The 12,731-nt window shown below is 68.3% G+C and carries 11 protein-coding genes and 1 riboswitch; of the genes, 2 read left to right on the forward strand and 9 right to left on the reverse strand.

Translation table 11 applies throughout. The annotated features are described in order from the left end of the window. The first annotated feature begins 7 nt into the window (after positions 1 to 7). Positions 8 to 1,567 carry a sulfatase family protein gene (locus AC07M8_RS06840; protein ID WP_495173612.1) on the forward strand — a complete coding sequence of 520 codons (1,560 nt, stop codon included), beginning with the start codon at positions 8 to 10 and terminating at the stop codon, positions 1,565 to 1,567. 24 nt (positions 1,568 to 1,591) lie between these two features. Here the strand turns inward: AC07M8_RS06840 and AC07M8_RS06845 are convergent, their stop codons facing one another. The 9 genes from AC07M8_RS06845 to AC07M8_RS06885 form a co-directional block, all read right to left on the reverse strand. Continuing rightward, the gene (locus AC07M8_RS06845) at positions 1,592 to 2,218 is read right to left on the reverse strand and encodes a cell wall hydrolase (RefSeq protein WP_495173613.1); all 627 of its coding nucleotides are present in this window, start codon (positions 2,216 to 2,218) and stop codon (positions 1,592 to 1,594) included. Positions 2,219 to 2,370: 152 nt separating this feature from the next. Then, the gene (locus tag AC07M8_RS06850; protein WP_495173614.1) at positions 2,371 to 2,985 is read right to left on the reverse strand and encodes a hypothetical protein; all 615 of its coding nucleotides are present in this window, start codon (positions 2,983 to 2,985) and stop codon (positions 2,371 to 2,373) included. 13 nt (positions 2,986 to 2,998) lie between these two features. Continuing rightward, positions 2,999 to 3,565 (reverse strand): zinc-binding dehydrogenase, encoded by a 567-nt coding sequence (locus AC07M8_RS06855; protein ID WP_495173615.1) that lies wholly within the window; start codon positions 3,563 to 3,565, stop codon positions 2,999 to 3,001. Continuing rightward, positions 3,566 to 3,727, reverse strand: a complete 162-nt coding sequence (locus AC07M8_RS06860) for an alcohol dehydrogenase catalytic domain-containing protein (RefSeq protein WP_495173616.1) — start codon at positions 3,725 to 3,727, stop codon at positions 3,566 to 3,568. Between the two features lie 314 nt (positions 3,728 to 4,041). Continuing rightward, positions 4,042 to 4,383, reverse strand: a complete 342-nt coding sequence (locus AC07M8_RS06865) for an SWIB/MDM2 domain-containing protein (protein WP_267395447.1) — start codon at positions 4,381 to 4,383, stop codon at positions 4,042 to 4,044. Positions 4,384 to 4,525: 142 nt separating this feature from the next. Further along, positions 4,526 to 5,725, reverse strand: a complete 1,200-nt coding sequence (locus AC07M8_RS06870) for a DUF2252 family protein (RefSeq protein WP_495173617.1) — start codon at positions 5,723 to 5,725, stop codon at positions 4,526 to 4,528. 121 nt (positions 5,726 to 5,846) lie between these two features. Then, a complete protein-coding gene (locus AC07M8_RS06875) occupies positions 5,847 to 7,862 on the reverse strand; it encodes a TonB-dependent receptor (RefSeq protein WP_495173618.1) in 2,016 nt (671 codons plus the stop codon). 176 nt (positions 7,863 to 8,038) lie between these two features. Next, a riboswitch (cobalamin riboswitch) is annotated at positions 8,039 to 8,281 on the reverse strand. A gap of 70 nt (positions 8,282 to 8,351) precedes the next feature. Beyond that, positions 8,352 to 9,527 carry a winged helix-turn-helix domain-containing protein gene (locus AC07M8_RS06880; protein ID WP_495173784.1) on the reverse strand — a complete coding sequence of 392 codons (1,176 nt, stop codon included), beginning with the start codon at positions 9,525 to 9,527 and terminating at the stop codon, positions 8,352 to 8,354. Continuing rightward, the gene (locus AC07M8_RS06885) at positions 9,524 to 11,479 is read right to left on the reverse strand and encodes a glycoside hydrolase family 84 protein (protein ID WP_495173619.1); all 1,956 of its coding nucleotides are present in this window, start codon (positions 11,477 to 11,479) and stop codon (positions 9,524 to 9,526) included. Before AC07M8_RS06885 ends, AC07M8_RS06880 begins: the two co-directional genes overlap by 4 nt. 133 nt (positions 11,480 to 11,612) lie before the next feature. Between AC07M8_RS06885 and AC07M8_RS06890 the strand changes: the two genes are divergently transcribed. Further along, entirely contained in the window at positions 11,613 to 12,719 is a 1,107-nt protein-coding gene (locus tag AC07M8_RS06890) for a lactonase family protein (RefSeq protein ID WP_495173620.1), read from the forward strand. Positions 12,720 to 12,731 lie beyond the last annotated feature (12 nt).

The following is a 12,731-nucleotide window of genomic DNA, read 5'->3' on the forward strand; positions in this document are numbered from 1 at the left end:
CCGAGCCATGACCGACCAGATCGATCGCCGCGGCGTCTTGCTCGCGGGCACGGGCGGCGCCTTCGGCCTGTACTCGGGGGCGGCCGGCGCCGCAGCGGTGGCGAAGCCCACATCGCTCAAGCTGCCCCACCTCGCCACCACCCGCCGCAAGAACATCCTGTTCGTGCTCACCGACGACCATCGCTACGACGCAATGGGCTTCCTCAAGCCGCAAAGCTTCGGCGAGACGCCGACGCTCGATCGGCTGGCGCGCGAGGGCGCCCATTTCCGCAACGCCTTCGTGACGACGGCGCTCTGCTCGCCCAGCCGCGCCTCGATCCTCACTGGCCTCTATGCCCACCAGCATCGCGTGGTCGACAACAACCACCCGATCCCGTCGGGGCTGACCTTCTATCCCGAATATCTCCAGGCGGCCGGCTATGAGACCGCGTTCATCGGCAAGTGGCACATGGGCGAGGAAGGCGATGCGCCCCAGCCGGGGTTCGACCGCTGGGTGAGCTTCAAGGGGCAGGGGACCTACCTGCCGAGCGCCGACGGGCTCAATGTCGATGGCCGGCACGTGCCGCAGAAGGGCTATATCACCGACGAGCTGACCGATTATGCGATCGATTGGCTCGCGCAGCGTGACGGCAAGCGGCCGTGGATGATGCACCTCGCGCACAAGGCGGTGCACGCCGAATTCATTCCCGCCGCCCGCCACGCCGGCCGCTATGCCAAGGAAACCTTTCGCTACCCCGCGAGCATGAAGGCCGATGTCGCCGGCCGGCCGATGTGGGTCGAGAACCAGCGCAACAGCTGGCACGGCGTCGACTATCCCTATCATGGCACGCTCGACATCGGCGATTACTACAAGCGCTACATGGAGACGCTGCTCGCGGTCGACGAAGGCCTCGCGCGGATCCTCGATCTGCTCGAGCAGCGCGGCGAGCTCGACGACACGCTGATCGTCTACATGGGCGACAATGGCTTCATGTTCGGCGAGCACGGGCTGATCGACAAGCGCGCCGCTTACGAGGAATCGATGCGGGTGCCGCTGCTCGCGCGCTGCCCGTCGCTGTTCCCGGCGGGATCGGTGATCGAGCAGGTGGTGGCGAACATCGACATCGCGCCGACGATGCTGGCGGCGGCCGGATTGAAGGCACCGGAGACCATGGCGGGCGCCAACATGCTGCCGCTCGCCACGTCGAGGGCGACGCCATGGCGCCAGGAACTGCTCTACGAATATTATTGGGAGCGGAATTTCCCGCAAACCCCCACCGTCCACGCGCTGCGTGAGGACCGCTACAAATACATGCACTTCCACGGCATCTGGGATCTCGACGAGCTCTACGATCTTGCCGCGGATCCGCATGAGAACACCAATCTGCTCGCGACACCCGGGCACGAAGACCTGGCCGCGCGGTTGAGCACCAAGCTGTTCGAGCTGCTCAAGGCGTCGGACGGGATGCAGATCCCGCTGAGCGTCGATGCCGGCGATCTCAACCAGCTACGCTCCGCCAGGGGCAGCGCGCAGGCGCCATTCCCGGCCCGCTTCCTCCGCCCGCCGACCCCGCCCAAGGCAGGCTGACGCCGCCGCGATCGTCTTGGTCGCTCAGGAGCCGCCCGGCGGCGCCGCCGGGGCGGCCGGATGCGACGCGTGGCGCTGGTAGAAGATGTGCGAGTCGATCTGCGCAACCTTGTCGAGCGACGGGCGCCAATAGGGCACCATCCAGTCGGTGTGGTAATGCGTCGCCTGTCCTACCGGCGCATAGACATAGCCGTTGATCGCGCGCCGTGCCGCCTGGCGCGCCTGTGCCCAGCCGTCATGCTCGGGACGCCGCGCCAGCGAGCCGTCGCAAGTGAAGGAGAATTGGCAACCGGTGGTGCGATCAGAACCCTGATAGACCACGCCGCACACCGTCTTGGGAAATCCCGGGCTGCGGACGCGGTTGAGCACCACCTGGATCACCGCGCGTTGGCCGTTCCGATCGTCGCCCGCCTCATATTTGGCGACGAGCGCGAGGCACTCGATCGCCTGTTCGCGTGACGCGGGGCCGCCGTCGAACCGGAAGCGCTTCGCCGGCGTGAGCGCATCGGCGACGATCGGCACCAGGGCGTTGGATGCGCGTGCCTCCGCCATGGTCAGCGGGCGGTGGCGTTCGGCGGTATGCGGCGACCATGGCAGGCGGGTGATCGAGCCTGCGATCAGCGCGGCGGCGATCGCCGCTCCGAGCAGCAACAGCCAATGCTCGGATGATGCTCGCCCGCGCGCGCGGCGATGGCGGCCTCGGGGGCGGGAGTGTCGCGAACGTGCCGGGGCCATGGGGCCGCCGATGTAGCGCGTCGTCGCGCGCGACGCGACTCGCGCGCCGCTCCCGCCCGCCGCTACGCTCAGCGGCCAGGCAAGGTGGCCGGCGTCGTCCGGCCGCGCGCGGCGCCGCGCAGCCGTTCGCTGAGCGCGGTCTCGCTGACACCGCGGGTGGTGGTCGGGCCGCGGAGCAGCGGCTGCGGGGCCTCGACCGTCGCGGGCTGCCTGCGGCGGAGCAGCAGATAGGCGCCGAGCGACACCGCAGCGGCGACGCCGATCTTCTTCGCGAGCCCCTGCTTGTTATGCTGCCACTCGGCCCGGATGCCCATTTCGGCGGGGATGTTGGGCAGCGTGCCGGCGGCGAGATCCTCCACCACGCCTTCCACCACGTTGATCCGGTCCGCACCCATCAGCAGCAGCCAATGCCACCAGTCGGATTCGCTGCGCCGGAACGCATAGCGGCGGATCATGCCGCTTAGCCCTTTGGGCGGCGTCGAGGTGCCGACCACCGCGGGCAGCCGGTTGTATTCGATCGAGCGCAGGATCTCGACATCGGGCTGCTGCAGCGCCGGGCGCTCCCAGCTCATCCCGCGGGTCTGGTCCTCGATATGCCGCATCGGATAGGTCGGGTTGTTGCCCGTGTCGGCGTCGACGCCCCAGCCGGGGAAGGCGGCGGGATCGACCAGTTGGTTGCTCATGGTCGTTGTTCCTTCAAGCGCCGTTGGGCAGCAGCACCGGCTTGATGCAGCCGTCGAGCTTCGCCGAGAACAGATGATAGGCGTCCGCCATCCCGCCCTTCTTCACCGAGTTGATCGCCCAATGGAGCGCGATCGCGTTGCCGGCCTCGAGCTTGAGCTTGGTGCGGATCAGCGTCTGCAGCGCGCTCCCGGCGGCATCGCCGCCGACCGCGTCGATGCACACGTCGGGGCCGAGCGCATCGGTCTGCTTCTTGAGGAACACGACCATGTCGTCGATCTCGCGAGAGTTGTAGACCTCGGCCGGGCCGAAGGTCCGCGCGAACTCGAGCCGATAGTCGATATGGTCGATCACGATCACCCGGCCGGCGCCGAACAGCCAGGCCGGGCGCGCCGCCATCAGCCCCACCGGGCCGGCGCCGAACACCACCACCGTGTCGCCGCGCTGGATGCCGCCCACCGCGGTCCCCTGCGCGTTCGATCCATGGCAGTTGCCGAACAGGCCCTGCTGGCAGAAATGGCATTTGCCGCAGGCGATGTTGAACGGCACCAGCACGTGATCGCCGGGCTTGAGGTTGCGCACCTAAGGGCCGACCTGTTCGAAGATGCCGCAGAACTCGTGGTCGAAGGTCATCCTCACCCGCGTACCGGGCACCATGCCGTGGTATAGATGCAGGTCGGAGCCGCAGATGCATGAGCGCGTGACGCGGATGATGGCATCTTCGGGATGCTGCACCGTGAGCATCGGCTTTTCGTCCGCCCGAAGGCGATAGGGCCCTCGGTAATTCATTGCCGCACGCGTGCCGCTACCTGATCATGACGGCCACGCAGCGACGACAAGCGCTTTGTCGCCGGCCACGGCCCTGCCTCCGTCCTAAAAGCACCAGCGTCGGGCGGAGTTCCTGAGGTTGCCGTAGGTTAGCACGGTTTGGCGACCGCCGCGGGAAGCGGTGAATAGTACTCACGACAGCGGGCGCCGAGCTGTTGCCCGGCACCTTGCGGCCGCAATAGGCGCCCCGCGCCCCGCCATCGCCCCGCCTTGCGGCAGGGCGAAGGTGATCAGTCCTTCTTCGCGGTGAGATGCGCGCTGAGATACTTGTTCATCTCGAACATGCTCGCCGACTTCTTGCCGAAGATTTTCTCGAGATTGTCGTCCGCGTTAATCTGGCGGCGGTCCTTGGCATCCTGCAGGTCGTGCTTCTTGATGTATTCCCACACCTTCTTCACGACCTCGCTGCGCGGCAGGTCCTTCTTGCCGACGATCTCGGAAAGCTCGGCCGATGGCGTCACCGGCGCAGTGATGCCGCCGCGCGCACCGGCCGCGGGCTTGCCGGTCGCCTTGACCTTCTTCTCCGCCGCAGCGGTCTCGTCCTTGCCGCGCTTTTCCGCTGATCGTGCCATTGTTCGCTCCACCTTTGCTCGGCCCGACCGTCGGGTGGGCCCCATGCGCTCTATCAGCGCCCCGGCTATATCGACCCAGCACCCATTCGGTTCCGCTCGAGGCCTCGAGCGCCATACTTAACGCCGCGCCAAGCCGGGGCCGTCAGGCCGCGGCGCTGGCCAAGGCGTAGCGACGACAATGGTCGAGATAGCCGGCCTCATGGCTGCCGGCGAGCGAGACCACGCTCTCCCACAGCCAGGTCGGCGCATCGATGAGGCCGCGGCGATCGGTGTCCAGCACCGCGGCCCAGGCACGACGATTGCTGTCGTCCATCTGCCGCGCATGCGCCTTGCCGACCACGAAGGCGAGATAGCGGGCGGCGCGCACCGCCTGCTTTTCGCTGAACTGATCGATCTCGAGCTTGAGGTCCTGCGGGGCGAGCTCGCGGATGAACAGCGATCGGTCGAGCATCTTCACCGCCATCATCCGCTCGCCAAGATGCGGCGACAGCGCCCGCGCCGCCGCGACCACGCGTTCGGCGCCGTCAGTGGGCATGTTGGCCCCCTTGGCGCTCGGTGCGATCGGCGCCACCGCCTGCTTGAGATCGATCAGCGCGTAATCGGATCTGCCCTTGGCATTCTCGAGCCGGGCGATCGCGGCATAGCGTAGCAGCCCGAGCGAGCTGCACCCCTTCATCCAATAGGCCGCGTCGGCGAGGCGGACAGTGCGGGATGCGTCCTTGTGATCGAGCGACAGGATCATCCTGCCAACCTCGGCATCCGCGAAGATCGCCTGGAGCTGCTCGCGCTCGTCCTCGCTCAGCGCCCAGAACTTGCGGCCGATCTTGATCCGCGGGTCGACCGCATCCAGCCGTTCGCGCGCCAGGTGGCGCCAGCGCCGGCCGAGCGCGCGGCGCCGCACCGCCCTCACCGCATCGGGTTCGGGCCCGGTACCGCCCTCGGGATCGACCATCGCCGCGGCATAACCCTCGACCATCTCCTCGATCATGTGCGCGGTGGTGACGCCGGGGAGATCCGACCCGCGCGCCGCGGTCGCCAGCGACAGGCCGAGCCGGATGAGATCATGCGCGGGATTGCCGATCACGGCCTGATCGAGGTCGCGGATCTGGATCTCGACCCGACCGTCGCCATCCGCCAGCGGCCCGAGATTGCCGAGGTGGCAATCGCCGCAGATCCAGATCGGTGGCCCCTCCGGCACCCGGCGCGCCGCCGGTGAGGCGGCTAGCCACTGGTAGAACAGGGCAGTGTTGCCGCGCACATAGGCGTGGGCTGATCTTGCCATCTTGAGGGTACGGTTGGCTTCGAGCACGGAAGAACGATCGGCGATGGTGGGGCTGGGCACGATGATGAGGCACTCTGATGATGAGCCACGACAACGCACACCCTCGGGTTTTGTGACGAACCATTGCTCGGAATAGCGGCTGCCGGCATCACCAATGCCGACGCCGACAGCCGCTCTCGAGCTAGAAGTTCACCCGGGCGCCCATGCGCACCGTGCGCGGTTCGACAACGCGGCTGAGGCGCCCCTCGACTGGACCCGCCGTGTCGACCAACGGGATGTAGGACTCGTAATAATAAGCGATGTCCTTGTCGCGGCTGTCGAGCAGGTTGAGCACTTCGCCGTAAATCTCGAACCGGCCGATCTTGCGCGCGCCGCGCAGGTTGACGACGGTGCTGCCGGGATCGCGCACGCTATTGTCCTCGATCAGCGGATAGGGCCCGAGATGGCGCACTCGCAGGCTCGCCTGCCAAGGACTTTGCACCAGCGCGACACCCGCCGAGGCGGCGTTCTCAAATGCATTGGGGATGCGATCGCCATTATCGTAGCGCGAATGGCTGGCGGTGTAGTTGCCGTCGAGCGCCAGCCACGGCAGCGGGCGCCAGAACCCGACCAGCTCATAGCCGTGGCGTTTGCTCGCGCCGGTCGGCTCCACCGCGTTGGTATCGCCGACGAAGCGCAGCTCGCTGTCGACATCCAGCCACCAGTAGGTCGCGGTGAGCGACAGCCCGTGCCACTGCCAGCGCGCGCCGAGCTCGCGGCCGTCGCCGCGCACCAGCACCGGCACCGGCGTGTCGACGTTCACCGCGCCGCGGACGTCGTTGGAATGAAAACCGCGGCCCCAATTGCCGTAGAGTTCGAGCCACGGCGCCGGCGTGTAGGCGACCGAGGCCTTGGGCGAGAGGATGGCATCGCTGCCGCTGCCGGTGCCCGCCGCGGTGGCGGCCGCGTCCCGCGCGCGCACCGCATAATGATAATAGTCGCCGCGCGCGCCGCCGGTCAGGCGCAGCCCGGCGAGCGGCGTCCAGGTCGCTTCGCCGTACAGCGCCGCCGAGGCTTCCTCGACATGGTAGCGGCCGAGCGAGGCGAGGAACGTCCGATCGCTGGTCCGCGCGACGCCGACGCTGCCGATATGATCATAACGCTCCTCGGTGCCGACGGAGAGCGTCAGGTCCGGTGACAGCGTCCACTGCTTGTCGCCGCGCGCGCCGACGATCCAGCGCCGGTCGAACTGGTAAATCTGCGCGCTGGTACCGTCGGGATCGGTGTAGGTCGGATTGGAGTACATCGACCAGTCGTAGAACTGGCCATAGACATTCGCTTTCCAGCCCGGTTGGCGCACCAGCACGTTGCCGATCAGCCGCGTCGTCTCGCCGCGCGCGCTTGGATCAGGCGAGCAGAACACGTCCGGGCAGACATCGGTGCCGGTGATCCGCTCGGGGATCTGCTCGGTCGGCCGCCAGGTCGCGCGATAGGCATTGAGCGACGCCTCGATCTGCCCGGCGCCGGCAGACCTAGTATATTTGGCGAAGCCCGACAGATGGCGCAGATGCTCGGGTTCCTGCCAGGGGCCGTCATAGATCTTGGCCTGCCCGACCAGGGTCAGCGTGCCGTCGCCGACGCCATCGATCGTGCCGCCAGCGGCGATCCGGCCATAATGGTAGGAGCCGCCCTCGATCGACAGCCATGGCGCGTCGAAGCGGTCGATGGTGGTCATATAGGCGGCGCCGGCCAGCGCAAAGTCGCCGCCGTTGGCACGATAGGGGCCTTTGCGGAAATCCTCGCGGGCGACGATCTCGGGGATGAGCCCGTTGAGATCAAGATAGCCCTGACCGTGGCCATGGGTGCGCAGGTTCATCTGCACGCCGTCGACATAGGTGGTGAAGTCCGATCCGTGATCGAGGTTGAACCCGCGGAGGAAATATTGATTGGCCTTGCCGCTGCCCGAGTGCTGGGCGGCGACCAGGCCGGGCACCGCCTCGATCAGCTCGGCGACGCGCAGCAGCGGTCGCACCAGCAGGTCGGCACCGGCCACCGTGCCCTCGCTGGCGGCATGGGCGACGCCGATCTTGGCCTCGCCCCGGCCGAATACGACGATGTCGTCGGCCGGCGGCGGCGTCTTGTCGGTGGTTTGCGCCTGCGCGGCCCCGGCGATGCCGCTCGCCGCCAGGCAAGCCAATAGTGTCATTACGTTGTTCATGGTCGTTCCCGTCCAGCGTCACGCGATCATGGACGGGGATCTCCGCTGCTACCGGTCGGCGCGCGTCAGCGGGCCGACGCCTCCCAGCGCCCGCCGACACGAACCGATGCGACCCCCGCCGCTCGGTCGTCGCTCAGACGGACAAACCGTGCCCCGACCATCCCCTGGGCCAAAGCAAGAGCGACCAGACGCCGGCAGGTCTCCTGGCTTGCGGGTCGACGTGACGATACAGGGCCTTCCCAGGCCTCGTCCGCTTCGACGTCCGGCCCAGTGGCTGCCTGCCTCTCGGTTGGAGGCAGGCGATCCGTATCGCACTCACCGCTTACAGTTGCAGGGACAGCCGCGGCACTGGGCCATGGAGGCCCGCACCGCATTCCCTTTTAAGCCCCGTCAGGGGCACCAGCGCGATCTATCGGCTGCCCTGCCGTGAAGCATTGCAGCCGAGACCTGTCTAGCGGAGGCAAGCGGGTGCATGCAACTTGGTGTCGATCAACAGCGCAGCGCGCGATCCCATTGCGGCTCCAGCGTCAGGCCAAGCCAGCCTGCGAGCCGCGCTAGCTCCTCGCCCAGCGACGCGATGGTATGGCCGGGCGCAGTTGGCTCGACGCTGGCCTGCTGCACGATCAGCACCGCGCGCTTGCGATCCGCCTTGAGGTCGACCCGGGCCACCAGCGCACCGTCAAGCAGGAATGGGAGCACGTAATAGCCGTGCTCGCGCAACGGGGCGGGGGTGTAGATCTCGAGCCGGTAGCGGAAGCCGAACAGGCGTTCGGTGCGCTCGCGGTGCCAGACCAGCGGATCGAACGGCGATAGCAGCGCCGCGCCGGTGATCCGGCGTCCGGCGCGCGCGTCGCGGTGCAGATAGGCCGGCTGGCGCCAGCCGCGCACGCGCGCGGGGACGATCGTCCCGGCCTCGACGAGCTGCGCGATCAGGCGCGGCACATCGGCGGGTGACAGCCGGTAATAGTCACGCAGATCGCCGGCGGTGGCGATGCCGAGCGCCCGCGCTGCCAAGCCGAGCAGCGCGCGGCGGGCATCGTCGTCGCTTGGCGTCGGCGTGTCGAGGATGGCGCGCGGCAGCACCCGTTCGGGCAGGTCATAGACGCGCTCAAACGTGCTGCGCCGATGCGGCGAGGCAACGAGGCCGGCCCAGAACAGCCATTCGAGCGCATGCTTGCCCTCGCTCCACACCCACATGCCCTTGGCCGCCTTGGCGCCGGCGAGATCGGAGGCGGCGATCGGCCCGTCCGCGGCGATGCGGGCGAGCAGCGCATCGGCTTCGGCGCGGCGAGAGCCGGCAAAGGGCGCGAGTTGTCGCCAGATCCCCTCGCCGGCGCGCGCCTGGGCCATCCGCCAGCGCAGCAGCGGTTGGCTGGTGACCGGCAACAGCGATGCCTCATGCCCCCAATATTCGAAGAACCGCTTTGGCCGCTCGGCCATGATCCCGTCGAGCAGCGCGCGATCATAGCCGCCGAGCCGCGAGAACAGCGGCAGATAATGGGCGCGGACCAGCACGTTGACGCTGTCGATCTGGAGCAGTCCGAGCTGGGCGATGGCGCGGCGCAGCCGTGTCGCATCGACCGGCCGCTCGCGCTCGCGGCCGTTGAAGCCCCCGGCGGTCAGCGCGATCCGCCGGGCTTCCGTGGGCGAAAGTTCCAGGCTCAGCGGTGGTCCGCCACGATCAGCGTCGGGGCGTCGGCGATGAACCGGTCGAGCACGCCGTCGGCGAGCTTGACCGGGCCGCCGAACCGGGTCGCGCCGGGGATCGTCTGGACCGCCGCCGCCTTGGCCGCGAGCTGCTTGGCATCGGCGAAATAGCGTGCCGCGGCGGCGCTGCCATCATCGGCCGCACCGAGGCCTGCGGCGGACAGCTGCAGGGCGCGGCCCCACAATTGCATCGCGTCCAGCCAGGGGCGTGCCTGATCGGCAAAGGCGGGGTCGACCGCGCCGGCGCGGATGATGTCGGGTGCGCCGGCGATCTCGTCGGCGCGGCCGGCCAGCGCTGCGAGCGCGTCCTGGCGCGCGGCCTCGTCGCCGTCGGCGATCGCCCCGCGGACGTGGTCGAGCAGCGCTTTCAGCTCGGGTGCCTGCTCCTGCCACGGCTGGCTGCCGAAGGTCGGCGCGAGATGCTGGGTGTCGAACAGGGTGAGCAGCGCGGCGGTCGCCCGCGCGTCGCCGCCCGCCATCGTCCGTGCCGCGGCCCGCCAGGTGCGATCGGCATCATAGCCCTGATCGTTCCAGGCGAAGGCCGCGACCCCGGTCACCGCGATGCGGCTTGGCGCTTCCTGGTTCATCGGGTTCGCCAGGATGCCGGTCAGTTCCCCCGACAGGCCCGCCTCGCGCCGCGCATAGGGCGCGACGAGCAATCGGCCGGCTGACTGGGTGTAATCGTTGACCGGATAATTGTCCCACAGCAGCGTCTTGCGCCCGAACGCTTTGGTCGCGGCCTTGGCATCGGGCACCGAGATCGCGGGCGGCACCACGTCGGTGCCGGTCCATTGCACCACGATCCGCGGGTCGAGATGCGCGCGCAGCGCTGCCTTGTACGGGCTTTCCTTGGCGTCGTAATATTCGGTCGGCACCATGATCAGCGGCCGCGACGCGCGGTACTGCGCAAGCAGGTCCGCCTGCACCGCGTTGAGCAGCTGCGCCTGGGCGACGCCGGCTGCCGCCGCGCCCGGCGGGCCGAAGCTGGTTTTGTCCTTGTCGCAATTCCACTTGGTATATTCGATGTCGTCGAGCGCGACATAGAAGCTGTCGACGCCGATCGAGCGCAACGCGGCGAACTTGCGCTTGAGCGCGGCGACGTCGGCGGGATCGGAAAAGCAGATCGAGGGGCCCGGCGACACCGCATAGACGAAGTCGACGTGATCGGCGCGTGCGGTCTTCTCGAGTGCGCCGAGCGCGCTCAGCGTCGCGGCGGGGTAGGGATCGCGCCAGCGATCGCGCGCAAAGGGGTCGTCCTTGGGGCTGTAGACATAGGTGTTCGCCTTCACGCTGGCGAGGAAGTCGAGATGCTTGGTGCGATCGGCCATCGTCCATGGCGCGCCGTAGAAGCCCTCAATCGTGCCGCGGATCGGCATCGCCGGGTGATCCTGGATCGTCACCGCCGGGAAGGCGGCGCGCTGCGCAAGTTGGCGGAAGGTCTGCGCGGCGTGGAACAGGCCATCGGCATCCGCGCCGGCAAGGGTGATGAGGCCGCCACGGCCACTCTTGATGCCGGCTATGGTATAGCCTTCGGCATGGCCGTCGCGCACCGTGCCGCTGCGCGCCAGCGCATCGCGTATAAGCGGAGCGTCGCCGGTGCCAAGCAGGATGTACGGACGATCGAACACCGCCGGCACCCGCTGCGCGGTGGTGATCGAATCCACCCCCGCGGCGGCGAGGATGTCGCGCACCAGCGCCGTCGTGCCGGGTTCGACGCCGGGCGCCGCTATCAGCACCACGTCCGCGCCGAGCGGGATTGCGCCGCTGCCGAGCGTGATCGATACGGGCGCAGGATAGAGCGCGGGCAGGGTGACCGGCTCGGCGGCCAGCGGGGTCGGCGCAACGGTGGCGAGGAGCGGCAGCGCGGCCAGCATCAAGGCATAGGCACACCAGTCTGTCCGTCCGCTCATCCACATTCCCCGGTGTTGAATTGGTATCATCGATGTCAGCTTAGCAGGCGACTTTGCCGAGGCAAGCTACGGTAAGCGGCCCGTACGACCATGGCGATGTTGACGCGGCCGACGGCGCACGGTTCAAGAGGTCATGACCATGGACAACTCCTCGATACCCACCCGGCGAAGCTTTGTCGGCGGCGCGCTGGCGCTTGGTGCGCTCCCCACTGCCGTGGCGGCGGCGCCCGCGCCGACGCTGATCGGCGGCACCTATGCCAATGAAGGCGGCCCAGGGCTCGTTTCGCTCAAGGTCGGTGCCAATGGCGTCGTCGCGGGCGCAGCGATCGCCCGGATCGGCAATGCGTCGTTCGGGGTGAAGAGCGCGCGGCGCGGCATCCATTATCTGGTCGACGAACAGACCCAGGGCGGACTCGGCGTCTATGACGGTGCCTTCCGGCAACTCGCCAGACGGCCGACGCTTGGCGCCGATCCCTGCCATGCGGCGCTCAGTTCGGACGGGACGATGCTCGCCGTCGCCAATTATTCGAGCGGCAGCGTCGCGCTGTGGCGGCTTGATCGCGCGGGGCTGCCGCAAGGTGATGCGCAACTGGTGCGCCACGAGGGCCGCGGCCCGAACAGCGAGCGGCAGGCGGGGCCTCATGCGCATTGGGTGGGTTTTGCCGCTAACGGCACGCGGCTCCATTCGGTCGATCTCGGCGCCGATGCCATCTTTGCGCATCATCTCGATGCCGCGACCGGCACCGTCACCCACACCTCGATCGCCTATAACGCAGTCGCCGGATCGGGGCCGCGTCACCTCGCGCGCCACCCCCGGCTGCCGGTCGCCTATCTGGTCGCGGAGCTCGCCAACACGGTGACGATCCTGCGCAGCCGGGCAGATGGCACCTTCGCGGCGCGTGGCGTGGTGTCGACGCTGCCCACAGCCTTCCATGGCGACTCCGCCGCGGCGCACATCTCACTCAACCGTGCCGGCACCCGGCTCTACGTGTCCAACCGCGGCCATAACAGCGTCGCGGTGTTCGCCGTCGACGCGGACGGTGACTTGCGGCTGCTTCAGCATATCGACAGTGGCGGCAACTGGCCGCGGCTGGTCGTGCTGCTCGAAGATCAGGGCATGATGCTGGTTGCCAACCAGCGCTCGGGTACCATCGCCCGGCTGAACATCATTGCCGATGGTCGGCTCGCGACGACCTATCAGCGGACCAATGTAGCAGGAATCGCCTTTATCGGCGCATAGCGCTGCCGCTCG

It is taken from the genome of Sphingomonas sp. GW821-FHT09E03, assembly GCF_059416225.1.

Coding starts and splice junctions, on each gene's coding strand:
- AC07M8_RS06840 (WP_495173612.1), top strand. CDS start 8: ATGACCGACCAGATCGATCGCCGCGGCGTCTTGCTCGCGGGCACGGGC.
- AC07M8_RS06850 (WP_495173614.1), bottom strand. CDS start 2,985: ATGAGCAACCAACTGGTCGATCCCGCCGCCTTCCCCGGCTGGGGCGTC.
- AC07M8_RS06860 (WP_495173616.1), bottom strand. CDS start 3,727: ATGCTCACGGTGCAGCATCCCGAAGATGCCATCATCCGCGTCACGCGC.
- AC07M8_RS06865 (WP_267395447.1), bottom strand. CDS start 4,383: ATGGCACGATCAGCGGAAAAGCGCGGCAAGGACGAGACCGCTGCGGCG.
- AC07M8_RS06875 (WP_495173618.1), bottom strand. CDS start 7,862: ATGAACAACGTAATGACACTATTGGCTTGCCTGGCGGCGAGCGGCATC.
- AC07M8_RS06885 (WP_495173619.1), bottom strand. CDS start 11,479: ATGAGCGGACGGACAGACTGGTGTGCCTATGCCTTGATGCTGGCCGCG.
- AC07M8_RS06890 (WP_495173620.1), top strand. CDS start 11,613: ATGACCATGGACAACTCCTCGATACCCACCCGGCGAAGCTTTGTCGGC.